Source organism: Massilia sp. Root351 (genome assembly GCF_001425045.1).
Taxonomy (GTDB): Bacteria; Pseudomonadota; Gammaproteobacteria; order Burkholderiales; family Burkholderiaceae_D; genus Rugamonas.
Genome location: NZ_LMDJ01000003.1, coordinates 122,981 through 149,125, shown reverse-complemented (window position 1 = coordinate 149,125; position 26,145 = coordinate 122,981). Strand labels below are relative to the sequence as shown.

21 protein-coding genes are annotated in these 26,145 nt (G+C 67.3%); 12 read left to right on the top strand and 9 right to left on the bottom strand.

The window, feature by feature from the left end; all coding sequences use genetic code 11:
- Positions 1-2: 2 nt before the first annotated feature.
- Together ASD15_RS06955 and ASD15_RS06950 are read right to left on the bottom strand one after the other, a co-directional pair.
- Complete coding sequence (locus tag ASD15_RS06955) at positions 3-4,166, bottom strand: DEAD/DEAH box helicase (protein ID WP_057154114.1); 4,164 nt, start codon at positions 4,164-4,166, stop codon at positions 3-5.
- Positions 4,167-4,172: 6 nt separating this feature from the next.
- Positions 4,173-6,155, bottom strand: a complete 1,983-nt coding sequence (locus ASD15_RS06950; protein WP_057154113.1) for a S9 family peptidase — start codon at positions 6,153-6,155, stop codon at positions 4,173-4,175.
- A gap of 113 nt (positions 6,156-6,268) precedes the next feature.
- Between ASD15_RS06950 and hemE the strand changes: the two genes are divergently transcribed.
- Positions 6,269-7,345: a uroporphyrinogen decarboxylase gene (gene hemE, locus ASD15_RS06945; protein WP_057154112.1), complete on the top strand. Its 1,077-nt coding sequence runs from the start codon at positions 6,269-6,271 to the stop codon at positions 7,343-7,345.
- 785 nt (positions 7,346-8,130) lie between these two features.
- Positions 8,131-10,167 (top strand): primosomal protein N', encoded by a 2,037-nt coding sequence (locus ASD15_RS06940; RefSeq protein WP_057154111.1) that lies wholly within the window; start codon positions 8,131-8,133, stop codon positions 10,165-10,167.
- 247 nt (positions 10,168-10,414) lie between these two features.
- On the opposite strand, the gene ASD15_RS06935 is transcribed toward ASD15_RS06940, so the two are convergent.
- On the bottom strand, positions 10,415-11,311 hold the full coding sequence (locus ASD15_RS06935; protein ID WP_057154110.1) for an ArgP/LysG family DNA-binding transcriptional regulator: 897 nt from the start codon (positions 11,309-11,311) through the stop codon (positions 10,415-10,417).
- A 127-nt stretch (positions 11,312-11,438) separates the two neighbouring features.
- Here ASD15_RS06935 and ASD15_RS06930 point away from each other — a divergent pair, with 127 nt between their 5' ends.
- Both ASD15_RS06930 and ASD15_RS06925 read left to right on the top strand, forming a co-directional pair.
- Positions 11,439-12,890: a dihydrolipoyl dehydrogenase gene (locus ASD15_RS06930; RefSeq protein WP_057154109.1), complete on the top strand. Its 1,452-nt coding sequence runs from the start codon at positions 11,439-11,441 to the stop codon at positions 12,888-12,890.
- Positions 12,891-12,947: 57 nt separating this feature from the next.
- Entirely contained in the window at positions 12,948-14,081 is a 1,134-nt protein-coding gene (locus ASD15_RS06925; protein ID WP_057154108.1) for an HD-GYP domain-containing protein, read from the top strand.
- A 22-nt stretch (positions 14,082-14,103) separates the two neighbouring features.
- Here the strand turns inward: ASD15_RS06925 and ASD15_RS06920 are convergent, their stop codons facing one another.
- The gene (locus tag ASD15_RS06920) at positions 14,104-14,586 is read right to left on the bottom strand and encodes an SRPBCC family protein (RefSeq protein WP_057154107.1); all 483 of its coding nucleotides are present in this window, start codon (positions 14,584-14,586) and stop codon (positions 14,104-14,106) included.
- A gap of 114 nt (positions 14,587-14,700) precedes the next feature.
- Between ASD15_RS06920 and ASD15_RS06915 the strand changes: the two genes are divergently transcribed.
- Genes ASD15_RS06915 through ASD15_RS06905 form a run of 3 tightly spaced genes read left to right on the top strand, consistent with a single transcriptional unit; the run spans position 14,701 to position 17,592 of the window.
- Positions 14,701-16,782: a UvrD-helicase domain-containing protein gene (locus tag ASD15_RS06915; RefSeq protein WP_057154313.1), complete on the top strand. Its 2,082-nt coding sequence runs from the start codon at positions 14,701-14,703 to the stop codon at positions 16,780-16,782.
- On the top strand, positions 16,772-17,392 hold the full coding sequence (locus ASD15_RS06910; RefSeq protein WP_057154106.1) for a transglutaminase family protein: 621 nt from the start codon (positions 16,772-16,774) through the stop codon (positions 17,390-17,392). The genes ASD15_RS06915 and ASD15_RS06910 overlap by 11 nt, the downstream gene beginning before the upstream one ends.
- On the top strand, positions 17,389-17,592 hold the full coding sequence (locus ASD15_RS06905) for a SlyX family protein (RefSeq protein ID WP_082551641.1): 204 nt from the start codon (positions 17,389-17,391) through the stop codon (positions 17,590-17,592). Before ASD15_RS06910 ends, ASD15_RS06905 begins: the two co-directional genes overlap by 4 nt.
- On the opposite strand, the gene ASD15_RS06900 is transcribed toward ASD15_RS06905, so the two are convergent.
- Positions 17,567-19,078, bottom strand: coding sequence for a GMC family oxidoreductase N-terminal domain-containing protein (locus ASD15_RS06900; RefSeq protein ID WP_082551640.1), 1,512 nt, complete (start codon positions 19,076-19,078; stop codon positions 17,567-17,569). The genes ASD15_RS06905 and ASD15_RS06900 overlap by 26 nt on opposite strands.
- A gap of 124 nt (positions 19,079-19,202) precedes the next feature.
- On the opposite strand from ASD15_RS06900, the gene ASD15_RS06895 reads away from it, so the two are divergent.
- The 3 genes from ASD15_RS06895 (at position 19,203) to ASD15_RS06880 (ending at position 21,349) form a co-directional block, all read left to right on the top strand.
- Complete coding sequence (locus tag ASD15_RS06895; RefSeq protein ID WP_057154105.1) at positions 19,203-19,781, top strand: NnrU family protein; 579 nt, start codon at positions 19,203-19,205, stop codon at positions 19,779-19,781.
- A gap of 76 nt (positions 19,782-19,857) precedes the next feature.
- On the top strand, positions 19,858-20,478 hold the full coding sequence (locus ASD15_RS06890) for an MOSC domain-containing protein (protein ID WP_229418095.1): 621 nt from the start codon (positions 19,858-19,860) through the stop codon (positions 20,476-20,478).
- A gap of 295 nt (positions 20,479-20,773) precedes the next feature.
- Positions 20,774-21,349, top strand: a complete 576-nt coding sequence (locus tag ASD15_RS06880; RefSeq protein WP_057154102.1) for a TMEM175 family protein — start codon at positions 20,774-20,776, stop codon at positions 21,347-21,349.
- A 5-nt stretch (positions 21,350-21,354) separates the two neighbouring features.
- Here the strand turns inward: ASD15_RS06880 and ASD15_RS06875 are convergent, their stop codons facing one another.
- Complete coding sequence (locus ASD15_RS06875; RefSeq protein WP_373888162.1) at positions 21,355-22,062, bottom strand: NADPH-dependent F420 reductase; 708 nt, start codon at positions 22,060-22,062, stop codon at positions 21,355-21,357.
- Positions 22,063-22,177: 115 nt separating this feature from the next.
- Between ASD15_RS06875 and wrbA the strand changes: the two genes are divergently transcribed.
- Complete coding sequence (gene wrbA / locus ASD15_RS06870) at positions 22,178-22,777, top strand: NAD(P)H:quinone oxidoreductase (RefSeq protein ID WP_057154100.1); 600 nt, start codon at positions 22,178-22,180, stop codon at positions 22,775-22,777.
- 61 nt (positions 22,778-22,838) lie between these two features.
- On the opposite strand, the gene ASD15_RS06865 is transcribed toward wrbA, so the two are convergent.
- Entirely contained in the window at positions 22,839-23,267 is a 429-nt protein-coding gene (locus tag ASD15_RS06865) for a DoxX family protein (protein ID WP_057154099.1), read from the bottom strand.
- Positions 23,268-23,317: 50 nt separating this feature from the next.
- The gene (locus ASD15_RS06860) at positions 23,318-24,172 is read right to left on the bottom strand and encodes a pirin family protein (RefSeq protein ID WP_057154097.1); all 855 of its coding nucleotides are present in this window, start codon (positions 24,170-24,172) and stop codon (positions 23,318-23,320) included.
- Positions 24,173-24,276: 104 nt separating this feature from the next.
- Here ASD15_RS06860 and ASD15_RS06855 point away from each other — a divergent pair, with 104 nt between their 5' ends.
- On the top strand, positions 24,277-25,197 hold the full coding sequence (locus tag ASD15_RS06855; protein ID WP_057154095.1) for a LysR family transcriptional regulator: 921 nt from the start codon (positions 24,277-24,279) through the stop codon (positions 25,195-25,197).
- On the opposite strand, the gene ASD15_RS06850 is transcribed toward ASD15_RS06855, so the two are convergent.
- Positions 25,194-26,129 carry a LysR substrate-binding domain-containing protein gene (locus ASD15_RS06850; protein ID WP_057154093.1) on the bottom strand — a complete coding sequence of 312 codons (936 nt, stop codon included), beginning with the start codon at positions 26,127-26,129 and terminating at the stop codon, positions 25,194-25,196. The two genes, ASD15_RS06855 and ASD15_RS06850, sit on opposite strands and share 4 nt — an antisense overlap.
- Positions 26,130-26,145 lie beyond the last annotated feature (16 nt).

Sequence of the window (26,145 nt, the reverse complement as noted above, 5' to 3'; positions counted from 1 at the left end):
CCTTAAAGTTTGAAGCCTTCTTGCAGCATCGTCAGCATCTCGCTGGCCGACATGCGGGCCGCCATGTCGCTGCCGTCGAGCAGGCTGTCGGCCAGGTCGCGCTTGTGCTGGTGCAGGTCGACGATGCCTTCCTCGATGGTATGCCGGGCCACCAGGCGGTAGATGGTGACCGGGCGCAGCTGGCCCATGCGGTGCGCGCGGTCCGAGGCCTGGTCTTCCACCGCCGGGTTCCACCACGGGTCCATGTGGATCACGTAGTCGGCCGCTGTCAGGTTGATGCCCATGCCGCCCGCCTTCAGGCTGATCAGGAAGACATCGCCCTCGCCGGCCTGGAAGGCATCGACGCGCTGTTTGCGCGCCGCCATGGGCGTGCTGCCGTCCAGGTACTGGTAGGCCACGCCTTGGCGGTCCAGGTGCTCGCGGATCAGGCTCAGGTGGTCCACGAACTGGCTGAACACCAGCACCTTGTGGCGGTTCTCCAGCAGGCCGGAAAGCAGGTGGGCGAAAGCGGCCAGCTTGCTGCTGGCGAGCTTCAGTCCCGGCGCCACCAGGTTCGGGTTGCAGCACGCGCGGCGCAGCTTCATGATCTCGGCCAGGATCTGGATCGATTTCTTCTCGGCCGGGCCCTCCACCGTGGCCAGGTTCTCCAGCGCCTCGCGCCGCAGCGACTCGTACAGCGCCGTCTCTTGCGGCGACAGGTCCACCTCCAACACGATTTCGGTGCGCGGCGGCAGTTCGGTCAGCACCTGCGTCTTGGTGCGGCGCAGGATGAAAGGACCGATCAGGCGCCGCAGGCGGTTGCGCGCGCCCACCTCGGCGCGGTGGTCTTGCGGCTTTTCTATCGGTCCCGCGAAACGCAGGCTGAACTGCTCGATGCTGCCCAGCAGGCCCGGATTTGTAAAGCGGAACAGGTTCCACAGCTCGCCCAGGTGGTTCTCCAGCGGCGTGCCGGTGGCCACCATGCGGAAGCCGCCCTTCAGCGCCATGACGGCCTGCGAGCGCTTGGTGGCGCCGTTCTTGACGGCCTGCGCCTCGTCCAGCACGATGGTGTGCCACTGCCTGGCGGCGAAGCGTTCGGCCTCCTGCTGCAGCAGGCCGTAGCTGCACACCACCAGGTCGAAGGCCTCGGCGCCGTCCACCATGGCGGCGCGGTCGCCGCTGCCGAACACCTTCACATTCAGCGTGGGCGCGAAGCGCGCCGCCTCGCTCACCCAGTTCAGGCACACCGAGGTCGGCGCGATCACCAGGGCCGGGCCCTGCGGCGCACGCGACAGGATCAGCGCCAGCGCCTGCAGCGTCTTGCCCAGGCCCATATCGTCGGCCAGGCAGGCGCCCACGCCCCAGTGGGCCAGGCGCGCCAGCCAGTCGTAGCCCTCGCGCTGGTAGTCGCGCAGCTCGGCCTGCAGGGTGCTCGGCACCTGCGGCGTGAAGGCGGTGTTCGCTTCCATGCGTTTCAGATGGTCGCGCCAGGCCGGATCGGCATCGACCTGGCCAGCCTCCGCCGCCAGGTCCTCCAGCGCGAACGCGGCCAGCGGATGGATATGGATGCCGTCGGCGCTGATGTCGCCATAGGCCTGCAGCTCGTGCAGGCGGCGGTGCAGCTCCTCGGTCAGCGCCAGGTACTGGTTGTTCCCCAGTTCCACGAAGCGGCTCTTATTTGCCTGCATCAGCTCCAGCAGCGCGCGCAGGTCCATTACCTGGTTCTCGTCCACCTGCAGCTGGCCGCTGGCGGCGAACCAATCCTTCTCGGTCTTGATGTTAAGACGGAACTGCTTGCCGCCGATGCGCTGGCTGACGCGGAATTTCTCCCCCTCCGGCCATGCCACCACCACGAATTCCGCCGGCAGCTCCTGCAATTCCGACAGCAGCTGCAGGCACAGCGCGGGCTGCCCCAGCAGCCATTCGCCGTGTTCCTGCTCGGCCTGTTCCAGCACCAGGCACTTGCCGACCAGGCGCCGCTCCGCATCGCGCTCGCCGCTCAGGCTGCGGCGCGTCTGCACCGGCTTGCCGTCCAGCTCCGCGCTCATGCTCTCGGCGCCGCTGCCCGGCGTGTAATAAGCGCCGCCCGCCAGCGGGCGCACCATGATCTGCATCTTCAAGCCGTGCTGGTAGGGCAGCAGGTGCACATGCAAGCGCGTGTCCGCCTCCACCTGTTCCGCGTTGCCGGTGCTGCCGCCGATGTCCGACTGCACCGTCACCAGCGAGGACACCGCGCCGATGGCCTGCAGCACCTGCTCCTCCGCGCTGGCGGGCACGTCCAGCCCGTCGCCGACAATGGCGGCGATGCGGCGGTGTTCCTCCTCCACGCTGACCACGCGCAGGCGCGTCGGCGTTTCGCGCACCACCATCACGCTGGCGTTGAGGTCGGCCAGCGCCGGCTGCAGGGTCAGGCGCAGGTCGCCACGCTGTTTGCGTATCAGCAGCTCCGGCGTGCCGGCCAGCAGTTCCACGCGCGTGTCCGGCGCTTCCAGCCAGTAGGCGTGCGGGTGGCCCACCAGCGCGAGCGCGGCCTGTTCATGGTCGATGTCGTAGCGCAAACCGGATGAATAGGCCTGGCGCGACGGCGAGATGGTGCTGCTGATGCGGATGTCCTGCGGCGTCAGGAACTCCATCTGCGCCGCGTCCTCGCGCAGGCGCTTCAGCGCCAGCGGGCGTCCCTTGCCCCAAGCGCCCTTGGCGTCGCGCTTCTGCTCGCGCGGTTCGATCTCGGTGATGCCGTGGCGCGGATCGAAAGCGATCATCCACACCAGCCGCGCTTCGCCGCTCACAGGTTCGGGCACGCCCTGCTGCAGGTTGATTAGGGCCGAGAGCTGGCGCTGCCAGGCTTCCTGCCGCTCGAACCAGCCGCTCATGTCGGCGAAGCCGCCGCGCTCGCGCAGCGCCGCCGCATGGGTGGCCATGTCGGCGTCGCCGTGGTGGCCCAGCAGGCTGGCGGCCTGCGCGGCGATGAATTTGTAGCCCAGCGTTTCAGCCTGCTGCGCCAGCGCGTGCAGCTGTTCGCGCTTGCCCTCCAGCTGCGGCAACGCCAGCCAGAACCACAGCAGCGCCTGGAACATCTGCGGCTGCATCGCCGTTTCCCAGGTGCGCGACAGCACCACGTCGGTCTGCATGGTGCCGGCGCGGATCTGGCGCAGCATGCTCAGTTGCGCGTACACCGCGCTGTCCGGATTGGCCTGCGCGTGGATGGCCAGCTCCAGGTAGCTCTCGGCTGCCTTCTGCATTTTCGGGTCCGCGCTGCGCAGCATGGCCAGCACGTACAGATGGCCGCCCATGCCCTGGAACAGCAGCTTGCGCTTGCCCGATTCGCGCCGCAGCGCTTTGAGCGCCGCCTCGAAGCCCTGCAGCGATTTGTCCAGTTCGCCGCGCAGCAGCAGGATCACGCTCAGCAGGAATTGCGGCAGCGCGCCGTCCAGGCCCTCCAGGTAGACCACGGCCTGCTTCAGCTCCCCGCACAGGATGGCGTCTTCGGCCAGCGCCATGCGGAACGTTTCGGTGATGTACTCGTTCTTGGCAAGGCGGCGCTGCACATGGCGCCCGGTCAGGCCGCGCACGGTGGGCGCCAGCGACGGGTCGCGCTGGCAGTGCTGCAGCAGCAGGGTAAACACGTCGTCCACCAGCAGCGGATGCACCAGGATCAGCATGCCCGCTTCCAGCGGCCTGGTGAAGATGTCGACCACCGGGTGCAGCTGCGCCGCCTCGTAGCACACCATGCAGGCCTGCAGCAGCGGCAGCACCTGCTGCGGGGCCTGGCCGCGCAGCAGCGCCATGCGCAGGCGCGCCACGGCCTGGCGGTAGCTGCGCGCTTCCAGTGCGCCGTTCCAGCCCTGGCGCATCGGGTTCAGCGCTTCGTAGGCGGTGCACAGGTCGCCCAGCAAGTGCGCGCCGATGGCGGCGCGGATCGCCGGCCAGCGCAGCTTGGCGTTGCAGGTGTAGCCGCGCGCGGTGACCACGGTGGTGAAGGCCAGCCGCTCCAGCTTGCGCAGCGGCTCGTCCAGCGTGTCCACATTGAACATGAAGCCGCGCGGATCGCGCACGCCGGCCTTGTTCATCAGGTCCAGGATGGCCGTGCGGCCGGTGGCGTCGCCGATCAGGGCGAGCAGCGCCAGTATCATCTTTTCGTCGAGGCTGAGCGCCTCGAATTCCGCGAGCAGTTGCTGGTCCGTCATCGTGCTTTACAGGTTGTGGATCTCGACCGCGGCGTGCGCCCCGGCCGTCGGCAAGCCGAACATGCGCTGGTAAAAATACAGCTCCGCCTCCAGCGTGCGGATGATGTTCTCGGCCTTGCGGAAGCCGTGGCCCTCGCCCTCCAGCGCCACATAGGCCACCGGCACGCCGCGCCGCTTCAGCGCCTGCACCATCGATTCGGACTGCTGCGGCGGCACCACCTTGTCGTCCAGGCCCTGGAAGAAGATCATGGGGCGCGCCAGGCGGTCCGTGTGGTTGATCGGCGAGCGCGCCTGGTACAAGGCGTCCGCGTGCGGCGCCGGCGCGATCAGGTATTCGTTGTAATGCGATTCGAACTTGTGCGAGTCCTGGTCCAGTCCCTTCAGGTCGGACACGCCGTAGTAGCTGGCGCCGAGCTTGAACACGTCGTGGAAGGTAAGGGCGCACAAGGTCGTCAGGCCGCCGGCGCTGCCGCCGCGGATGATCAGGCGTTCGCCGTCGGCCATGCCATGCTGGACCAGGTACTGCGCGCCGGCGATGCAATCCTCCACATCGACGATGGCCCACTGGCCTTGGAGCGCGTCGCGGTAGGCGCGGCCGAAACCGGTGCTGCCGCCGTAGTTCACGTCCAGCACGCCGAAGCCGCGGCTGGTCCAGAATTGCGTGGCCAGCTTGAGCGTGTTGACCGTCATGCTGGTGGGGCCGCCGTGGCTGATCACGATCACCGGCGGCTTGCTGTCCTCCGGCGCCTGCATGTCCTGGTTGGCCGGCGGGTAGAAGAAGGCATGCGCGGTGCGGCCGCTCGCGCTGGGGTAGCTGATGCTCTGCGGGACCGACAGGTAGCCCAGGTCCGGCGTGTCGGCGATCGAGTGCGCCAGCACTTCCAGTTCACCGCTGGACAGGTCGATGCGCGCCAGCTCCAGCGGAATGGTGGGGCTGCCGCCCAGCAGCGCAAGGAAGCCTGCGCCTCGGCCCCGGCCCACGCGCAGTTCGCGGATTTCCTCGTAAGGGGTGGCGATGGCGGCCAGCCTGCCGCCGGCGATATCCAGGCGCGCCAGGCGGCTGACCCCCTTGTCGATATAGGTGCAGACGATTTCTTGGGCGCTGGCAAAGCCGTACATCGCATTGCCGAAGGTCCAGTGCGGCGAGCCGAACTCGGCCTCCATCGGGCAGATCGCGTCGGCCGGTCCGCCGGCATCGCGGTGGCGGTACAGGTTCCAGAAGCCGCTGCGGTCGGACACGAAGTACAGCCGGCCGTCCGGCGCCCACTCGGGCTGGCAGATCGATTCCTGCGGGCCGCCCGCGATGCACAGCGGCGTGCCCAGCGTGCCGCCTTCCAGCACGGCCGCCAGCCACAGTTCGGTGCCCTGCCACGGCATGCGTGGATGGTCCCAGGTCAGCCAGGCCAGCATGCGGCCATCCGGCGACAGGCGCGGCGACGAATAGAAGTCGTGGCCCGAGGCCAGAACGGTCTCGGCGCCCGCCGCAGCGCTGCCCGGCAGGCCCACCGCGCACAGCGCGTTCGCCGGCTGCGCGTGGGAAGCCGGATCGTCAGGATGCTGTTCGCGCACCGCGATCAGGCGCTGGCGCGCCGCGTCCACCACGAAATCGGCGAAACGCTGGCGTCCCGGCGCCGTGAAGGGGGCTGCCTCGGCGTCGCCGCCGCGGCAGTACAGCCGGTTGTCGGCGAAATGCGAAAAATACACGGTATCGCCGTGCACCGCGTAGGCGCCGCCGCCGTATTCGTGTACCCGGGTGCGCACGTTCAGCGGCAAGGGCGTGACCTCGTCCGTGCGCGCGCCGTGGCGGCGCTGCAAAGTCTGGCGGCCGGCCTCGCTGGCGCGGCCCGCCAGCCAATACAGGTCGCCGTCCGGGCCCAGGGCCAGGGAAGACAGCGGCGTGGCGCCGGCCGCCACCAGGGCGGCACTGATCGGGGACGCCCACGCGCCGTACGGCGCCGGGCTGGCAGGGGACTGCGGCGTGATGGACATGGCTTCGCTCCGTAAATATCTGCCGAATGATACAGACAGCCGCAGTCGATGCGCAAAAAAGGCGGCAGGGGATGCGATAATAGCCCCTTTCCTTCGCTTTTTGATTGCATTCCATGCCACAATTTGCCCCGCTGAAGAACGACACCTTCCTGCGCGCGCTGCTGCGCCAGCCCACCGAGTACACCCCCGTGTGGCTGATGCGCCAGGCCGGACGCTACCTGCCGGAATACCGCGCCACGCGCGCCAAGGGCGGCTCCTTCATGGGCCTGGCCACCAATCCCGACCTGGCCACCGAGGTCACGCTGCAGCCGATCGAGCGCTACCCGCTGGACGCGGCCATCCTGTTCTCGGACATCCTGACCATACCGGACGCCATGGGCCTGGGCCTGCATTTCGTGGAAAACGAAGGCCCGAAATTCGAGCGTCCGCTGAAAACCGAAGCGGACGTGCTGGCGCTGCGCGCTCCGGAAGCCGGTTCGCTGGACTACGTGTTCAAGGCCGTGACCCAGATCCGTACCGAACTGAACGGCCGCGTGCCGTTGATCGGCTTCTCCGGCAGCCCATGGACGCTGGCCTGCTACATGGTGGAAGGCCAGGGTTCGCGCGAGTTCCACACCATTAAGAAGATGCTGTACGGCCGCCCCGACCTGATGCACCGCATTCTGAGCATCAACGCCCAGTCGGTGGCCGACTACCTGAACGCCCAGATCGACGCCGGCGCGCAAGCGGTGATGGTGTTCGACTCCTGGGGCGGCGCGCTGGCCGACGGCGCCTTCCAGGAATTCTCGCTGCAGTACATGCAGAAAGTGGTATCCCTGCTCAAGCGTGAAAAAGACGGCGTGAAGATACCCGCCATCGTCTTCACCAAGGGCGGCGGCCACTGGGCCGAGGAAATCGCCGCCATCGGCGCCGACGCCATCGGCCTGGACTGGACCGCCAACCTGAGCAAGATCCGCGCCCTGGTGGGCGATAAAGTGGCTTTGCAGGGCAACCTGGACCCGGCCATCCTGTTTGCCAGCCCGGAGCAGATCCGCGCCGAGGTGGTCAAGGTGCTCAACGCCTACGGCAAGCACGACACCGGCCATGTGTTCAACCTGGGCCACGGCATCTCGCAATTCACGCCGCCGGAGTCTGTCGCCACCATGGTCGATGCTGTACATGCGCATAGCCGTACGCTGCGCAGCGCCTGATGTAGTTTCATGACAAAGGGCGCGTTTCCTCGGGAGCGCGCCCTTTTTTCATGCCTGCACGCACCAATGCAGAGCGACTTATGCACAATTTTTTTTGCTGCGGAAATAACAGGCAGTGAAAATCCATCCGCCCGGAGCGGCGATCCAAGTGACTGATTTCAAAAGGCTTATTTTTTCGTTGCCGGGCAGGGGAGGGGGCGAAGTAAACTTTATCCCAAGGCAAAAGTGGTCTTATGGGCGCATTCTCCACAAAGTTATCCACAAAAACTGTGGATAAAAACGAAAAGTACTTAGTAAACCGTGACTTAGTCACATTGCTAAGATTTCTGATGAAGAAATGTTGCGGTGCATGATATTTAGATAAGTTTTTCTTGCCTCAATTACATTGCGTTTGCACAAACCCAGGCATAGCAGAATGTGTAGAATGCGCCGGGCCCTGTATGCGGCTTGCATGCTGTACCGCACAAGCGAGCGGGCGGCCTGACCGATCCGCAAAAAGTACTTGATTTCAGTAAAAAAGTCGGCCCTAAATACTTCACTTATGCACAGCAAGGGGAAAAGTGGTATGGTTTTTGAGCCCTCTGGGAGGGATTTTGCAAGCCATTGATTTTAAAGAATAAAAAAGAGCGGTTTGGGAGCCGGTTATGTGAATTTCCCACTCCCGGTTATCGGTTTCCTGAAATTAAGTATCCGTTGTTCACAAAGTTATCCACAATCAATTGGATGGAGATGCCGGCCCGAAAAGCACCGCATCTTCAGGCCGGATTCGACCAAGTTAGGACCAGATGGCGCAGTGCATACTGAGAATCGCGCTCGACACCCCGTTGAACGCTGTCTTCGACTACCGCTGGCAGTACGAGGCGGGCGTGGGCGGGGACGGCGCGCGTCCCCAGGTTGGCCAACTGGCGCTGGTGCCGTTCGCGCGCCGGGAAGTGATGGGCCTGATCGTCGGCCTGGCCGAGCACAGCGAGGTGCCGGCTGACAAGCTCAAGGACGCGCTGGCGGTGCGCCACCAGCTGGCGCCGCTGTCCGCGCAATGGCTGGCGCTGGCCGGCTTCGCGGCCGACTACTACCAGCGCCCGCTGGGCGAGGTGGCGCTGCCCGGCCTGCCGAAGAATCTGCGGGTGCTGACCACGGTGGCGCTCGATCGTGCCATCAAGAAACTGGGCAAGCTGGAAGACAGCCACGATCACACGCCGCTGAACATGCCCCAGCTCAATCCCGAGCAGCAGGCGGCGGCCGACTACATCGGCGGCGCGCAGGGCTACCAGCCGGCGCTGCTGTACGGCGTCACCGGCAGCGGCAAGACCGAAGTCTATCTGCAGGCGTGCGCCCAGGTGCTGGAGCGCGAACCGCAGGGCCAGATCCTGATCATGGTGCCGGAGATCAACCTCACGCCCCAGCTGGAAGGCAATATCCGCGCCCGTTTCCCGGGCGTCATGCTGGCCACGCTGCACAGCAGCCTGTCCGAAGGCGAGCGCATGCTGCACTGGCTGGCCGCGCACCAGGGGCAGGCGCGCATCGTGCTCGGCACGCGGCTGGCCATCCTGTCCTCGCTGCCGAAGCTGAAGCTGATCGTCATCGACGAAGAGCACGACCCGTCCTACAAGCAGCAGGAAGGGCTGCGCTACTCCGCGCGCGACCTGGCGGTGTGGCGCGCCTGGCAGCTGAAAATCCCCATCGTGCTCGGTTCGGCCACGCCGTCGCTGGAAAGCTGGCACCACGCGCAGGGCGGGCGCTACAGGCTGCTGGCGCTGCGCGAACGGGCCGTGAAGGCCGCCGTGCTGCCGGCGGTCAAGCTGATCGACATGGAGCGCGACAAGCCGCGCGACGGCCTCACGGGGGCGCTGGTGGCGGCGTTGAAGCTGCGCATGGCGCGCGGCGAGCAGTCGCTGCTGTTTTTGAACCGGCGCGGCTATGCGCCGGTGATCTGCTGCGAATCGTGTGGCTGGATCAGCGACTGCACGCGCTGCACCTCCTTCATGGTGCTGCACAAGCCGGAGCACCGGCTGCGCTGCCACCACTGCAGCCTGGAGATGCGCATCCCGCACCACTGCCCGACTTGCGGCAACGTCGACCTGCAGCCGGTCGGGCGCGGCACGCAGCGGGTGGAAGAGGGCCTGCAGGCGCTGTTCCCGGAAGCGCGCATCCTGCGGATTGACGCCGACAGCACGCGCAAGAAGGGCAGCGCGCAGGAAGCGTTCGACACCGTGCACCGGGGCGAGGTGGACATCCTGATTGGCACGCAGATGGTCGCCAAGGGGCACGATTTCAAGAAGCTCACGCTGGTCGGCATCATGAATCCGGACACGGCGCTGTTCTCGCAGGACTACCGCGCCAGCGAGCGCCTGTTCGCGCAGCTGATGCAGGTGGCCGGCCGGGCCGGTCGGGCCGCGCAGACCGAAGGCGGCAGTGCGGCCGAAGTGCTGATCCAGACCCGCTACACGCAGCACCCCTTGTACTCGGCGGTGGTGCACCACGACTACGACCACTTCGCCTCCGCGCTGCTGGACGAGCGCAAGCAGGCCGGGTTGCCGCCGTATCTGTTCCAGGCATTGTTGCGGGCCGAAGCGCCGGAGCTGGCCACGGCGATCGAATTCCTCGAGATCGCGCGCGACTGCGTGCTCCATCCCGGCATCACCATCAACGACCCGATACCGATGACGATGACGCGCATCCACAATGTCGACCGCGCCCAGTTGCTGGTCGAGTGCGCCTCGCGTCCCAATCTGCAAGTGTTCCTGAAGGAATGGATGGACACCCTGCGCAGCCTCAAAACCCGCGTCAAATGGTCGCTCGAAGTCGACCCCCTCGACATCTAGCCCAAGCAGCCTGTGCCGCATAACCCCTACCTCGGGGTCAGACCCCGAAGTAGGGGTTATGCGGCTGAGTTCGTTTGTCGGGAAAGGACTATGGTGGTAGGCGGTCGCCGCGGGCCGCTGGTGATGATTTCCTCGACTGGCGGGTGCCTGGTGGGGATGTCGCATGGCCAGGCGCGCCTTTGCCCCACCTGCGGGGTCTGACCCCGAAGTTGGGGAAATGCGGCTTAGCTCGCTTGTCGGGGAAGGCCTATGGTTGTAGGAGGTAGCGGCGGGCGCTGGTGATGATTTGCTCGGACAGGGCACGCGTGAAGGGGGTGTCGAGGTTCCAGGCGTGCCAGTCGAGCGGGACGTCGAGCACGTAACCGGGGGCGACGTCGACCAGGCGTTCGCTGTCGATGGCGCCGGCCGCGTGCAGCTGGGGCAGCAGGCCGTAGGCCAGGCCGCCGTAAATGCATTCGTACAGCGCGGGCGAGACCGGCAAGGTGTGGTGCGGGAAGCTGCCCTGCTGGCCAACGGCGCCGGCCAGGAAGCGGGCCATGGCGGCCCGCTCGCTGACTACCGCCGGTGCCAGCTGTACCGCTTCGGCCGAGAAGCCGTCGCCGAACCAGTGGCCGGCGAACACCGGCGTGGCCACGCAGAGGTAGCGCATGACGCCCAGCGGCGTGCTGGCCGGGCCGTTCAGACCGCCCGCGCCGGCCTCGGCCCGGGCCGCGACGGCGCCAAATACGCTGCCTTCCTGCACCATGTGCAGTGCCTGCTCGCGCCCGGCCTGCTGCACGTCGAGCTGGCAACGCGGCGGCGTCAGCAGCGGCGGCAGGGCCAGCGGGAACCAGGTGGCGAGACTGGCGGCGTCCACCGCGAGCGAAATTTCCGGCATGCTGACCCGGTTGCCCAGGTCGATGTCCAGCGACGCTTCCATCAGCCGCACGTTGCGGTGGTGCGCAATCAGGCGCTGGCCCAGGCCGGTGGGAACGCACGGGACGCCGCGCACAATCAGCAGGCGGCCGCTGCTGTCTTCCAGCGCCTTGATGCGCTGGGACACGGCGGACTGGCTGATGCCCAGCGCGCTTGCCGCTTTTTCAAAGCTGCCGTGGCTGGCCACGGCATCCAGCACCGCCAGCGCCTTGTAGTCCAGATTTGCCATAAGTGGTTTATTAGCCGCGCTTATATGAATCGAAAATGATAAGCAATACTAATGCCTTTCCAGCATTCATGCTTAAAATTTCGCAACAGAGTAGTATTTCTGAACGAAAAAAATAAACGGAGTGCGCATGAAGCAACTACATACCGATGTGGCCATCATCGGCGCCGGCAGTGCCGGGCTGACGGCTTATCGCGCGGCCCGGGCCGGCGGCAAGCGGGCGGTGCTGATCGAGAGCGGCCCCTACGGCACCACCTGCGCCCGGGTCGGCTGCATGCCCAGCAAGCTGCTGATCGCGGCGGCCGAGGCCGCCCACGCGCTGGCCGCCGCGCCCGCGTTCGGCGTGCACCCGGGGCAGGTCCGCATTGACGGCCAGGCCGTCATGGCGCGCGTGCGCAGCGAACGCGACCGCTTTGTCGGCTTCGTGTTGGAAGGCATGGAACACATTCCCGAGGCAGACAAGCTGCGCGGCCACGCCCGTTTCACCGGCCCGCGCGCGCTGCAGCTGGACGAGCACACGCTGGTGCAGGCCGAGCGCATCGTCATCGCCACCGGCTCCAGCCCCGTGGTGCCCAAGGAGTGGCAGCAGGCCGGCGCGCGCGTCATCACCAGCGACGCGGTGTTCGACTGGACCGACCTGCCGGCCTCGGTGGCGGTGGTGGGCACCGGCGTGATCGGCCTGGAACTGGGCCAGGCGCTGCACCGGCTGGGCGTGCGGGTGGCAATTTACGCGCGCGGCGGCAGCGTGGCGCAGCTGGGCGATCCGCAGGTGCTGGCCGAGGCCGCCCGCGTGCTCAGCGCCGAGCTGGACATCCGCTTCCAGACCCAGGTGGCGGCGGTGGAACGCGCGCAGGACGGCAGCGAGCAACTGGTGCTGACCAGCCGCGACGCCACCGGCCAGCAGCGCCAAGAGCGCTACGACTATGTGCTGTCGGCCATAGGCCGCAATCCGAATGTGCACGCGCTGAACCTGGAGCTGGCGCAGATCGCGCTGGACCGGCGCGGCATCCCGCTGTACGACCGCCACACCATGCAGTGCGGCAGCAGCGCCATCTTCATCGCCGGCGACGCCGACGACGAGCTGCCGCTGCTGGGCGAGGCGGCCGACCAGGGCAAGATCGCCGGCGCCAACGCGGCGCGCTTTCCGGCCGTGCAGCCGGGCCTGCGCCGCACGCCGCTCACGGTGGCCTTCTGCGAGCCGCAGATCGCCACCCTGGGCGCGGGCTACCAGGCCTTGTGCGCCAGCCACAACCGCCGCTTCGCGGTCGGCATGGTGTCGTTCAGCAACCAGGGCCGCAGCCGGGTGATGCTGCAAAATCACGGCATGCTGCGGGTCTACGGCGAGTTCGGCAGCGGCCGCTTCCTGGGCGCCGAGATGATAGGGCCGCGCGCCGAGCATATCGGCCACCTGCTGTCCTGGGCCTGCCAGGCCGGGCTGACGGTGGACGCCATGCTGGACATGCCTTTCTACCATCCGGTCGTGGAGGAGGGCGTGCGCACCGCGCTGCGCGACCTGGCCCAGCAGCTGGCCAAGGAGCCGCCCGCGCCGCAGCCTTGTCCCGATTGCACGCCGGGAACTTGATGTAGGGCAACACTGTAGAATAGGCGCCACGTAGTCAACCGCAGGCGGAGACCAGTAGTGAAGATTCGGAAGATCGGCCCTGACGAGCTGCACGTCGGCCAGCTGTTGCCCTGGGATGTGTACGGGGACGGCGGCGGCCTGCTGGCGCGCAAAGGGCATCTGGTTGCCGACCGCTGCCAGCTCGACAGCCTGACCGAGCGCGGCGTGTATGAGGACTGGAGCGAAGCGTTGCCGCAGTCGCGCGCGCCGCAGTCGGTGCTGCGCCTGCTCAACGGCGCGCAGCTGGACTTGCAGCGGGCGCTGCAGCAGATCGCCACCGGCGTGCCCTTTGGCAATACGCAAGGCATGCTGGAGCAGATTGCCGCGCTGGTGACGTCGGCGCTGCGGCTCAATGCGGACGTGGCCGTGGCGAGCTTGCTGCACAGCCGCTCCAGCGTGCCGTATTCGGTGCGTCACAGCGTGGACACGGCGGTGGTGGCGCAGCTCATGGCGCTGGCGCTGAAGAAGCCGGATGACGATGTCCAGACCATCACGCTGGCGGCGCTGACCATGAACGTGGGCATGCTGGGAGTGCACGACCGGCTGCAGGCGTCCGGCGCGCCGCTTGGCGAAGCCGACCGGCACGTGGTGCGGTTCCATCCGCAGGCGGGTGTGGTGCTGCTGCGCCAGGCCGGCATCGAGCACCCGGGCTGGCTGGCCTGCGTGCTGGCGCACCACGAGAATGAGGACGGCACGGGCTATCCGGGCGGCAAGACCGGGCCATACGTGCCGGAATCGGCCAAGCTGGTGGCGCTGGCGGACCGCTATTGCGCCCGGCTGGCGCCGCGCCGCTACCGCAACAGCATGACGCCCAACGCCGCGCTGCGCGACCTGCTGCTCGATGCCCGCAACACGCTGGACAGCCTGCTGCCCGCCGTGCTGATACGCGAGCTGGGGATTTATCCCATCGGCACTTGCGTACGCCTGCTGAACGGGGAAGTGGGGGTGGTGTCGCGCAAGGGGCTGAATGCCACCACGCCGTGGGTGACGTCGCTGCTGGGCCCGTCCGGCGCACCGCTGCCGCAGCCGCTGCAGCGCGACACGCGCACTGCACCCGGTGCCATCCGCGAGGTGCTGGAGGTGGGGGCGCTTGGGCAGGCCGGCCTGCAGTTGCACATGGAACAGGTGTGGGGCCGCGCAGCGGCCCTGTAAGCTCGGCTCAAACCAGCCCGGCTCAGTTCAGCATCGAATCGAGCCGCCCCTGCTCGGCCAGATCGCGCAGCACGCGGATGGTGTCGATGTCCGACTCCTGGTAGGCCGACTTGCGGAACTCGTCGTACATGGCGTTGGCCTGGTCGGTGGCCGCGTCGTGGCCGTCGTCGTACTCGAAGCGTACCCACAAGGTGCCCGGCTGCGGCGTCTCGATGGTCATGGTCAGGCTGGACGCGCTGATATCCTGCTGCGGAGCAACTTCGTAGCGCACGCGGCGCATCGGCTCCAGCAACACCTGGTCGGCGATCACCAGTTCGCCGTAGCGCAGCTTGCGGCTGAAGCTGTTTTCCTGGCGGTCGGCGATCTGGCAGTCATCCAGGTGCGGCACGAACAGTTTGGGCGATTCGGCGCGCAGCACCAGGCCGCGCCACAGCTGTTCGTGGCTGAGTTCGTCGATCAGCGGATTCAGCGGATCGTTGATTTCGATGAGGTGTTCAAATTTCATGATGCTGCCCGATTATGTATGAGTCCAATGACACTATATTCTGCCGCAGCCTGAATTATCAATGCTTGCGCTGCTACAATGACCGGCTTGTTTCGCCCCTCCCGCCTGGAAATCATGTCTAACGCACCACAGTTCGGTCTCAATGCTCCGCAAAGCGAAGCCGTGCTCTACCTGGACGGCCCCTGCCTGGTGCTGGCCGGCGCGGGCTCGGGCAAAACGCGCGTCATCACCCAGAAAATCACCCACCTGGTCGAGGACCGGGGCTACGATCCGCGCACCATCGCCGCGCTGACCTTCACCAACAAGGCCGCGCTGGAGATGCAGGAGCGGGTCGCCAAGCTGCTCAAGCAGCCGCGCCAGGCCAAGCTGCTCACAGTATCCACCTTTCACTCGCTGGGCGTGAAAATCCTGCGCCAGGAAGCGAACCACCTGGGCCTGAAGGACCGCTTCTCCATCATGGACAGCGACGACTGCTATTCGCTGGTGCAGGACCTGGCCATCACCACCGACAAGCAGATCATCCGCGGCATCCAGAACGATATTTCGCTGTGGAAAAACGGCCTGGTGGAGCCGGCCGACGCGCTGCGCGACGCCAAGGACGAGGACGAGGCGCAATCGGCCCGCATCTATGGCAGCTATGTGTCGACGCTGGCGGCCTACCAGGCGGTCGACTTCGACGATCTGATCCGCCTGCCGGTGGAGCTGTTCCGCGAGAACGGCGCGGTGCGCGACAAGTGGCAGCGCCGCCTGCGCTACCTGCTGGTGGACGAATACCAGGACACCAACACTTGCCAGTACGAGCTGGTAAAGCTGATGGTCACCGGCATCGGCAAGAAGCCCATGTTTACCGCCGTGGGCGACGACGACCAGGCCATCTACGCGTGGCGCGGCGCCACGGTGGAAAACCTGGCCAACCTGAAGGTGGACTTCCCGGACCTGAAGCTGATCAAGCTGGAGCAGAACTACCGCTCCACCACGCGCATCCTGCAGGCGGCCAACGCGGTCATCGGCAACAACCCGAAACTGTTCGAGAAGTCGCTGTGGTCCGAACACGGCCTGGGCGAGCCGATCAAGGTGCACGCCATGCCGAACGACGAGCAGGAGGCCGAGCAGGTGGCCATCATGATCTCGGCCGACCATTTCGAGCGCAAGAACCAGTGGACCGATTACGCCATCCTGTACCGTGGCAACCACCAGGCCCGCATCATCGAGCAGGCGCTGCGCAACCAGCGCATCCCGTACACGATCTCCGGCGGCCAGAGTTTCTTCGACAAGGCCGAGATCAAGGACATCATCGCCTACCTGCGCCTGCTGGCCAACCAGGACGACGACCCGGCCTTCATCCGCGCCGTCACCACGCCGCGCCGGGGCATCGGCCAGTCCACGCTGGAAGTGCTGGGCGCGTTCTCGGGCCAGTGGCAGTGCTCGCTGTTCGAGGCCGTGTTCAAGGGCGGCATCGAAGCCAAGCTGCCGGACCGCCAGCTGCTGCCGCTGCGCGAGTTCTGCAACTTCATCAACAACCTGGAGGCGCGCGCCAGCCGCCCCGGCGCGGCCGGGTCCGGCGACAACGCCGCGCAGGTGCTGGACGACCTGATGGAAGCCATCCACTACGAGTCCTACCTGTACGACAGTTTCGAGGAGCGCGCCGCGCAGGGCAAGTTCCAGAACGTGATGGAATTCGTCAACTGGCTGAAGGACCGCGGCCGTGGCGGCAAGGACCGCGACGGCGAGGAAAAGAACGTGCTGGAGCTGACCCAGATGGTGGCCCTGATGACCATGCTGGAGGGCAAGGACGAAGAGCCGGACGCGATCCGCATGTCCACCCTGCACGCGTCGAAGGGGCTGGAGTATCCGCATGTGTTCCTGGTCGGCTGCGAGGAAGGCATCCTGCCGCACAAGGGCGACCCGGACGCGCCGGTCGAAACGATGGCGCAGCGCATCGAGGAAGAGCGGCGCCTGATGTACGTGGGCATCACGCGCGCCAAGCGTACCCTGCAGATCACCTGGTGCAAGAAGCGCAAGCGCGCCGGCGAGCAAGTGCATTGCGACCAGTCGCGCTTCATCAAGGAGATGCAGCTGGACGTGGGCGACGCGGTGCCGAAGGAATCCGAAATCATCAGTCCGCGCGAACGCCTGGCGCGCATGAAAGAACTGCTGGCTACCCCGAAAGCGGTGCCCAATCCCAATGCCAACTGATCACTACCTCGCCTCCGGCAACTGGATCGACGGCGGTCATCCGGATGTCGCCCGCAAGGCGGCCGAACTGGCGGCCGGCGCCGCCACGCACGCCGAGGTGGCGCGCCGCTGCTTCGAGTTCGTGCGCGACCACATCAAGCACAGCTGGGACTACCGCATGGACCCGGTGACCTGCCGCGCCTCCGACGTGCTGCGCCACGGCACCGGCTACTGCTATGCCAAGAGCCACTTGCTGGCGGCGCTGCTGCGCGCCAACCGCATTCCCGCCGGCCTGTGCTACCAGCGCCTGGCGGTGGGCACGGAAGGTCCGCCGTTCTGCCTGCACGGCCTGAACGCCGTGTACCTGGAAGGCCATGGCTGGTACCGCATCGACGCGCGCGGCAACAAGCCCGGCGTGGACGCGCAATTCACGCCGCCGCGCGAGCAGCTGGCTTTCCCGGTGCTGGCGCCGGACGAACGCGACCTGCCCGAGATCTGGGCCGAGCCGCTGCCGGTGGTGGTGCATGCCCTGCAGCGCCACGCCACCGTGGCGCAGGTGGCGGCCGACCTGCCCGATGTCGAGCTGCTGGCGCCGGTACAATACGGCTTTACCGCGGAGAGCAAGCAGTGAGCACCGAAGACCGATTCGTCGACATTGAAATCAAGATCGCCCACCAGGAAGACATGGTGGAGTCGCTGAACCAGCGCATCTACGAGCAGCAAAAGCAGATCGACAAGCTGGAGCAGATGCTGCACGCCTTGGCCCAGCACCTGCGCGACAATCCGCAGGGCGGGCAGGGGCCGCTCAACGAGCGTCCGCCCCACTACTGACACCGCCGGCGCCAGCGGCGCCGGGGGCCCCCCCTGCACCAGCTGCGCCAGGGTCGCCACCACCACCGGGGGCGCCGGCCTCGCCGGCCGCGACCGCCGGCCCGGACGCGGCGATCAGCATCGGCATGCCTTGCTGGCGCTGGCCGGCAGCCGCACCTGCGGCGCCGCGTCCAGTGCCGCCGGCCTCAACGCCGTCCGCGATGTGCTCGCCCAGCCGCTGGCCCAGGCACAGCAGCGTGAGCGTGGGCGGCAAGCCCCACGGTCCCGGTATCACCGACGCGTCGCACACATACAAGCCCGGTGTGGCCGTTCGCAGGTCGCTGTCCACGCCGTCGCCGATGCGCACGCTGCCGCCGGGGTGCGCGGCAAAGTGCCAGCTCCTGAACACATGCTTGGCCCCCGCCGCCGCCAGGACGCCGCGCGCAATGTCCTCGCCCTGTTTCAGCTTGTTCCTGTCCGCCGCCTGCAACCGCTTGTCCACCCAGTGCGGGCCGATGCCGCCGCCGATCTCGTCGCGTATCTTCACCATGATGCTCAGCGTGCGCGCATGCGCCGCCACGCGGCCGAAGCGCCCCACCTGCAGGGCGAACGCCTGGTACATGGGCTTGGGCAGCGTGAGGTCGGCCAGCGCTATGCCGTCGTCCTGCAGCTGCATGCCAGCGGCCATCGGCACTTCGGCGCCGGCGTCGTGCGCATCCAGGTCGTCCACGCTGCCCATCACCGCCACCACCGGGTCGCTGAAGAAAGGCACGCTGCGCGGCGCCAGGCCTGAGCTGTGCAGCAGGCGCGGGCTGCCGATGCCGCCGCCGGCCAGTACCACCGTGTCAGCCAGCAGCGCGCGCAGCTCGCCGCCCACTACTGCTTCCACGCCGATCGCGCGGCCGCCGCGCAGCAGCACCCGCGTCACGCGCGCCTCATCGGCCAGCACCGCGCCGTGGGCGCAAGCCTGCTCCAGGAAATCGCGCGCCGTCCATTTGGCGCCGTAGGGGCAGCCGTACACGCAGCGCCAGCAGCCCCTGCGGCAGATCTGCGGCCGTATCATCTTGTCGAGCTTGTGCCAGTCCAGGTTCAGCGAGCGCGCCGCCTGCAGGAGGCGCGCCGCCATCGGGCCGACCAGGCTGTCCGGCAGCGGCGCCATCGGCAACTCGGCGCGCAGCGCTGCCAGTTGCGGCGCCAGGTCGATGCCGTGCGCGGCAAACATGGCCTGCGGCGGCGCCGCCGCAGTGGCGAAATTGATGGCCGAGCTGCCGCCCGCCACCAGCCCCCGCACCAGCAGCGACGCGTCGCTGTGCAGGAACGCGCCTTGGCCCGGAACGGCCGCGATGGCGGCCATCTGGCCCAGCGTGCCCGCCAGCGGCGCCGCGCTGCCCTGTTCCAGCACCAGCACGCGCATGCCCCGCAACGCCATGGCGCGCGCCACGCTGGCGCCGCCGGGGCCGCTGCCTGCCACGATGGCGTCGTACCGGATGGGGGAAGAGTTGGCCATGCGACGATGGTAGCACGCTGATTGCTTCGGTTTTGCGCCACTTTCACGCGCTTTCGTCGCACGCAGGTTGCCGCTCCGACCATTTTGAATTATCGTCAAGCCATCTTCAACATGGAGCGACGCGATGACTGTGCTGGTACTGGGTTTGCTGATTTTCCTTGGGGTCCACTCGGTGCGCATCGTGGCCGACCCATGGCGCACCGCCATGCGCGCACGGTTGGGCGAGAACGGCTGGAAAGGTGTCTATTCGCTGCTGGCGCTGGCCGGCTTCGCGCTGCTGATCTGGGGCTACGGCCAGGCGCGCCAGGCGCCGCTCGTGCTGTGGACGCAGCCGGTGGGCATGCGCCACCTGGCGGCGCTGCTGACCGTTTTCGCCTTCATCTTCCTCGCCGCCGCCTATGTGCCGCGCAATCGCATCAAGGCCAGGCTGCATCATCCGATGCTGCTGGGCGTGAAAGCGTGGGCGCTGGCGCACCTGCTGGCCAACGGCACGGTGGCGGACGTGCTGTTGTTCGGCAGCTTCCTGGCGTGGGCCGTTGTTTGCTTTGCTTCCTCGCGCCGCCGCGACCGCGCCGCCGGCACCGTCTACCCGCCCGGCACCGCATCCGGCACCGTCATCACGGTGGTGGTGGGCTTGGCGGCGTGGGCGGCTTTCGCCATCTGGCTGCACGGCCCGCTGATCGGCGTGCGTCCGTTCGGCTAAGCCCATGGTTCAGCAAGCAGGGCCGGATCGGGGCCGCGTTCTCGCGGTCGCGCAGCGATGCACCGGACAGGCGCCATTGCAGGACGCCGGCCAGCTGCTGGCGCTGGGCGGGCAGGGCCTGTTCGATGACGTGCACGCGGATCCGCTCTCGCCGCGCCAGCTCCTGCTGGCCGGTGCGCCCGCCTATGCCCGCCATGGCTTGGCGGCGCACGCGCTGCGGGAAAACCTTCTGCTCGACATGGATACGGCCGGCTTGCGCTCCGGTATGGTGCTGCAGGTAGGGACCGATGCGCTGCTGTGGCTGACATTCCAGTGCGAAGCCTGCGGCCAGCTTGACGCCATCGCGCCTGGCCTGGCGCGCCGGATCGGCCCGCAGCGCGGCATGCTGGCGCGCGTCCTGCGCGGCGGCATCATCCGGCCTGGCGACGCGGTATCCATGCTGCCGGGCGGTCTGCCGCCATGGTCCGACGACTGGCGCCAGCGCGCCGTCGCTGTCCTGGCTGCCGTGCCGGACGGGATGGTGCTCGAATACCGCCAGCTGGCCAGGCTGATCGGCGTACAGAGCAGCTATTGCCGCGCGTTGCCCAGGCTGGCCCGCGCTGCCGGGCTGGGCGGCAAGGCGGTGACCCTCCAGGACCGCTCATCCGCACCCCGGTGGCAAGGCCGCGAGCTGTTCGGCGCCAGCGCCGGCGCATAGCGCATGCGGCTGCTTGCTCTCCGCCGCTTCTCCCGAATGGCAGGCTGTGATGGACGCGCCATGTTTGCTACTATGAGATGATTATCTGGACAGTCATGAGGCTGCCATGTACACATTGACGCTGGCCCAAACCAAAGCGCAGCTGGGCCGCCTGGTTGCCATGGTTGAAGCGGGCCAAGAGGCGACGCCTACGAAACGCAGCCAGGCCGTGGCACGGCTGGTGTGCAGTGCGCCGCCGCGCCAGCAAATGCCCAGCGTGGCCGAGCCGGCAACTTCGAATCAGACAGGATAGCAAATGGGTAAAGGCAGGCTGGAAGCATTTAGCGATGGCGTGATCGCCATCATCATCACCATCATGGTGCTGGAACTGAAGGTGCCGCATGGCGCGACGTGGGACACGCTGCTGCCGCTGGCGCCGGTGATGCTGAGCTACGTGCTGAGCTTTGTCTATGTGGGCATCTACTGGAACAACCATCACCACATGATGCACGCGGTGAGCAGGGTCAACGGCAGCGTGCTGTGGGCCAACCTGCACCTGCTGTTCTGGCTGTCGCTGATACCCTTCGTCACCGGCTGGATGGGCGAGAACCACTTCGGCGCCATTCCCGCCGCCATCTACGGCGTGGTGCTGACCATGTGCGCGCTGGCCTATCTGCTGTTGGAAAAGGTGCTGATCAGGCTGCACGGCGCGAACTCCGCGCTGGCGCTGGCGGTCGGCAAGGAGCGCAAACTGTGGCTATCCATCGCGCTGTACCTCGCCGGCATCGCCACGGCGGTGCTGCATCCGTGGGTGAGCGTCGGACTGTATGTGCTGGTGGCGGTCTGGTGGTTCATTCCGGACCGCCGCATTGAAACCAGGCTGGCTGGCTAAGCGCCTCAGCCCAGCTGCACCAGATTGATGGCCGGCAGTACGCCGCCGGGGAATTGCTGCAGCGCGCCGCCCACGTCAAGGCCGCCCAGGTCGATGCCGGCAAAGCGGATGCGCTCGGTGAGCTGCAGCACCACGGCCTTGGCCTCGGCGTCGTTGCCGGACACCCATACCACGCGGCGGCCGCCGCCTTCCTCCGGATCGCTGGCCAGCACCTGCGACAGCAGCGTGTTGTACGCTTTGACCACGCGCGCCCCTTTTGCCCAGCCGCTCAGTACGTGCGTCGAGGTACGGCCGCCCAGCTCGGCCTTGCGCAAGCCGGGCATCAACACCGGATTGGTGGCGTCGATCAGGATGCGGCCGTCCAGGTTCAAGCCGCGCAGGACGCTCTCGGCCGCGCCCCAGCCTACGCTCAGGAACACCACATCGGCTTCGGCGGCCTGCTGCACCGTGCCGGCGCGGGCCAGCCCGCCCAGCTGCTTGACGGTGTCCGCCAGCGATGCCGGACCACGGCTGTTGCTGAGGATGACGTTGATGCCGGCGCGCACCAGTTGCTTGGCGAAGGCCTGGCCGATGGCGCCAGCGCCGATGATGCCGATGGTGGTTGGGGTGCTCATGGTGGTGTCCTTTTCAGTTGGTTGGGCTGCTGTTCTCAGCAGGTGATACCAGTATATTGGCGGCCAGTCGCATGATAAATATACGATCAGGCACTCCACTATTCCCAATCCGATGACAATCGGCAGGCTGCGCACGCGTTTTTGTAAATGGCTTTATGCTAAGAATGCACGCTCGCTGGCGCGTGCCCGATTAGTCATCCACATGGAGAAAGTTATGTCGAAGGTACTTGTTCTGTATTACTCGTCGTACGGCCATATCGAGTCGATGGCCGAGGCCATGGCCGACGGTGCACGCGCGGCAGGGGCAACGGTGGACCTCAAGCGGGTGCCGGAAACGGTGCCGCAGGAAGTGGCCGAGAAGGGCCATTTCAAGCTGCAGCAGAGCGCGCCCGTGGCCACTGTGGCCGAACTGGCAAACTATGACGCCATCATCATCGGTGCGCCGACCCGCTTTGGCCGCATGCCGTCGCAAATGGCCGCATTCCTGGACCAGGCCGGCGGCCTGTGGGCCAGCGGCGCGCTGAACGGCAAGGTGGGCGGCGCGTTTACCTCCAGCGCCACGCAGCACGGCGGCCAGGAAGTGACGCTGTTCTCCATCATTACCAACCTGATGCACTTCGGCATGACGATTGTCGGCCTGCCTTACAGCTATCAGGCGCAGATGACGCTGGATGAGATCGTGGGCGGCAGCCCGTACGGCGCCACCACCATAGCCGGCGGGCAGGGACAGCGGCAGCCGAGCCAGCTTGAACTGGACGGCGCGCGTTTCCAGGGGGGATTGATCGCCAAGACAGCCAACAAGCTGTTCGGCTGAGCAGGACAGGCGTAAAAAAGCCAGCTCCACGGAGCTGGCTTTTTTCATGCTGCGGCTGGATTCATGCCGCTGCGCGGCGGCCGCCGGTAGCGGCCAGTGCTTTGGCATCCAGGCTGTAGGCGCCGGCGCCGAAGGCCACCACCTGCAGCAGGCCGCCGGCCATGGCCAGGTTTTTCATCAAGTGGATCATCTGGTTCTGGTCGCCGATGGCGCCATGGAAGAGCAGGCCGGTCAGCACCGAGAACGCGGCCAGTACCAGCGCCACCAGGCGGGTCTTGTAGCCCAGGGCCAGCAGCAGGCCGCCGCCCAGTTCCACCACGATGGCAAGCACCAGCCCGGCGCCGGCCAGCGGCAGGCCCATGGCCTGGATGTAGCCGATGGTGGCGGCGGGTGCCATCAGCTTGCCGACGCCGCTCATGACGAAAATGGCAGCCATCAGGACGCGGCCGGTCAGGGGCAGGGCGGTAGTGTGGATGTTGTTGGTGTTCATGGCAAATCCTTTCTAGTTTAGGTAAGTTGCAGTGCGTTGCTGGCGCACTCTTAAATCAATTTCGCGGCACGCAGCTGGCTGCCGATGCGGCGGATTTCGTGTTCTCCCTGGATCAGGGCCGCGGCGCTGGTGTGCACCGAATACATGCCCGTCACCAGCGGGTAGGGATGCCTGGCCGCCGAGCCGAGCACGAACTCGGTGTCGCCGCGCGCCGTGAACAGCAGCCCGCCGCCGCCCTCGTCGAACACTGCCACTTCGCCTTCCAGCACGGCCTCGCCGACTGCCAGGGCGCCGCTGCCCACCGCTGCCCAGGCCACGCCGTGGCCGGCCGGCGGCGTGTACAGCCACTGCTCGCCGTCGCGCAGCTTCACGTGCAGATACGTCAGCGCTGCGCGCGGCTGGATCAGGCTGGCAACGCCTTCGTAGTTGCCGAGAATGACGCGGGCCGGGCCGCTGGACGGCACTTGGCCGGGCGCCAGGTACTGGCTGTGCGCCGGGCCGTTCTCGTCTTGCGCCGGCAGCGCCAGCCACAGCTGGAAACCGGCCACGCCGGCGTCGCCGTGCGGGCTGCCGCCGTGCCACACGCCGCCGCCGGCATGCATGAACTCCACCCCGCCTGCGCGCAGCACGCCTTGCTGGCCGGTGGTCTCGCGGTATTCGATCGCCCCTTCCATCACCACGGTCACCGTCGCAATGCCCGAGTGCGGGTGCATGCCCATGCCGCCGGCGCCGGCATTGCCGCCCATGCGGAACAGATCGAGGAAGACAAACGGTTTGATCAGTTCGCCCAGGTCGCCGGGGCTGACGAGGCGGGTAATGCCGCGCTGGCCGTGGCCCTGGGTGCGGGCCACGATGCCGCGCTGGACGGCTGGGGCCAGTTGCGCTGGCTGGATTGCCTGGTTCATCTGCTGCTCCTTCAATGTGCGGTTGGTATGGAGGCATGTTAGGCCCCGGCCATCCATCGTGAAAGCCTATATAATTGGATGGATACTATCTAAGGAGTAGATGGATGCTGGATGCCATGTCGCTGGACCAGCTGCGCACGTTTATCGCCGCAGCCGACGAAGGCAGCTTCTCGGCTGCCGGCCGCAAGCTGCGCCGCGCGCAGTCGGTGGTCAGCACCACCCTGGCCAACCTGGAGCTGCAGGTGGGGTTCGCGCTGTTCGACCGCGGCGGCCGCTACCCGAAGCTGACCGAGGAAGGCAGGGCGCTGCTGGACCAGGCCCGTTCGGCCGTGCTCGGCATGGACGCGTTCAAGGCCAAGGCGCGCACGCTGGCCGAAGGACTGGAGCCGGAACTGGCGGTGGCGGTGGACGTGATGTATCCGATCGCCACGCTGACGGCGGCGGTGCAGGCTTTCCACCGGCAATTCCCCGGCACGCCGCTGCGCCTGTTCGTGGAAGCGCTGGGCGCCGTGGTGCAGCCGCTGTTGACGGGGCAGTGCCGCATCGCCGTGATTGGCTCGCTGCCCGAAATACCGCCGGGCTGCGCCTCGCAATACCTGCTCAGCGTGCCTGCCGTGACGGTGGTGGCGCCGGACCATCCGCTGGCGGCCATCGAGGGCATGGTGCTGCGCGCGCTCGCCGCGCGCCACGTGCAGCTGGTGCTCACCGACCGTTCGCCGCTGACCGAGGGCCGCAACTTCGGGGTGCTGGCGGCACAGGCCTGGCGCCTGGCGGACATGGGCGCCAAGCACGCCTTCCTGAAAGCCGGGCTCGGCTGGGGCCACATGCCGCTGCACATGGTGCAGGAGGACCTGGACGCGGGCCGCCTGGTGGCGATTGCGCTGGAAGGCATCACCGGGCTGGGCGCGGGTTTTTCCATGCACGCCATCCACCGCCGCGATCACCCGCCGGGCCCGGCCGGGCGCTGGTTTGTCGAGCGCCTCAAGCATGGCGCGGTGGCGCAGGCCGCGGTGCCGCCGGCTTAGCCCGGCGGGCCGGGACGGACGGCGTACGGGCTGTTGCCGAACACCTCCGCCATCCAGGCCACGAAAGCGCGGGTGCGCGCGCTCAGGTGGCGGTTGGCCGGGTACACCACGTGGATCGGCACCATGGGCGCGCTCCAGTCCTGCAGCAGCGGCTGCAGTGTCCCGGCGTCGATCTGCGCGCCGACGATGAACAGCGGGCAGTGCACCACGCCCAGCCCCGCCAATGCGGCGGCCAGCAGCGCATTGCTGTCGTTGACGGAAAGGAAGTGGCGTCCGGCCAGCGTGGCCGGGCTGGCCGGGTCGGTGGCGTGGGTCAGCACCCATGGCGCCTGGCGGTTCGAGCCGGCGAAAAAATGGCGCACCAGTGTGTGGCCGCCGGCCAGGCTGGACGGGTGCAGCGGCACGCCGTGCCGCGCCAGGTAGGCCGGCGACGCGCAGGTCACCACCGGCAGGTTGCCGATGTGGCGCGCGATCAGCGACGGATCGCTGATGGCGCCGGCGCGCACCACGCAGTCGATGCCTTCGCCCACCATGTCGGCCTGGCGGTCGCTGGCGCCGATGTCGAGCTGCATCGCCGGGTAGCGTTCCTGGAAGGCGCCCAGCGTGGGGATGACCAGCAGCGCGGCAAGCGCGGTGCTCATGTCCACCCGCAGCCGGCCGCGCGGCGCGTTGCGCGCCTGCGCCACGTCGGCTTCGGCCTCCTGCCATTCGTCCAGCAGGCGCGACATGCGCTGGAAATAAGCCGCGCCGTCGTTGGTGGGGGACACCCTGCGCGTGGTCCGGTGCAGCAGCTTGACTTGCAGGTGCGCTTCCAGCGATTGCACCAGCTTGGTGACCGTGTTGCGCGGGCAATGCAGCGTGTCGGCCGCCCTGGCGAAGCTGCCTGCCTCCACGACCCGCACGAATGCCCGCACTGCGGTGAAATAGTCCACGCTTACCCTTTCGTTC

Excerpts from the sequence above, each read along its gene's own strand:
- ASD15_RS06955 (WP_057154114.1), bottom strand. The coding sequence starts at position 4,166 with ATGACGGACCAGCAACTGCTCGCGGAATTCGAGGCGCTCAGCCTCGAC.
- ASD15_RS06950 (WP_057154113.1), bottom strand. The coding sequence starts at position 6,155 with ATGTCCATCACGCCGCAGTCCCCTGCCAGCCCGGCGCCGTACGGCGCG.
- hemE (WP_057154112.1), top strand. The coding sequence starts at position 6,269 with ATGCCACAATTTGCCCCGCTGAAGAACGACACCTTCCTGCGCGCGCTG.
- ASD15_RS06940 (WP_057154111.1), top strand. The coding sequence starts at position 8,131 with ATGGCGCAGTGCATACTGAGAATCGCGCTCGACACCCCGTTGAACGCT.
- ASD15_RS06935 (WP_057154110.1), bottom strand. The coding sequence starts at position 11,311 with ATGGCAAATCTGGACTACAAGGCGCTGGCGGTGCTGGATGCCGTGGCC.
- ASD15_RS06930 (WP_057154109.1), top strand. The coding sequence starts at position 11,439 with ATGAAGCAACTACATACCGATGTGGCCATCATCGGCGCCGGCAGTGCC.
- ASD15_RS06920 (WP_057154107.1), bottom strand. The coding sequence starts at position 14,586 with ATGAAATTTGAACACCTCATCGAAATCAACGATCCGCTGAATCCGCTG.
- ASD15_RS06915 (WP_057154313.1), top strand. The coding sequence starts at position 14,701 with ATGTCTAACGCACCACAGTTCGGTCTCAATGCTCCGCAAAGCGAAGCC.
- ASD15_RS06910 (WP_057154106.1), top strand. The coding sequence starts at position 16,772 with ATGCCAACTGATCACTACCTCGCCTCCGGCAACTGGATCGACGGCGGT.
- ASD15_RS06900 (WP_082551640.1), bottom strand. The coding sequence starts at position 19,078 with ATGGCCAACTCTTCCCCCATCCGGTACGACGCCATCGTGGCAGGCAGC.
- ASD15_RS06895 (WP_057154105.1), top strand. The coding sequence starts at position 19,203 with ATGACTGTGCTGGTACTGGGTTTGCTGATTTTCCTTGGGGTCCACTCG.
- ASD15_RS06880 (WP_057154102.1), top strand. The coding sequence starts at position 20,774 with ATGGGTAAAGGCAGGCTGGAAGCATTTAGCGATGGCGTGATCGCCATC.
- wrbA (WP_057154100.1), top strand. The coding sequence starts at position 22,178 with ATGTCGAAGGTACTTGTTCTGTATTACTCGTCGTACGGCCATATCGAG.
- ASD15_RS06865 (WP_057154099.1), bottom strand. The coding sequence starts at position 23,267 with ATGAACACCAACAACATCCACACTACCGCCCTGCCCCTGACCGGCCGC.
- ASD15_RS06860 (WP_057154097.1), bottom strand. The coding sequence starts at position 24,172 with ATGAACCAGGCAATCCAGCCAGCGCAACTGGCCCCAGCCGTCCAGCGC.
- ASD15_RS06855 (WP_057154095.1), top strand. The coding sequence starts at position 24,277 with ATGCTGGATGCCATGTCGCTGGACCAGCTGCGCACGTTTATCGCCGCA.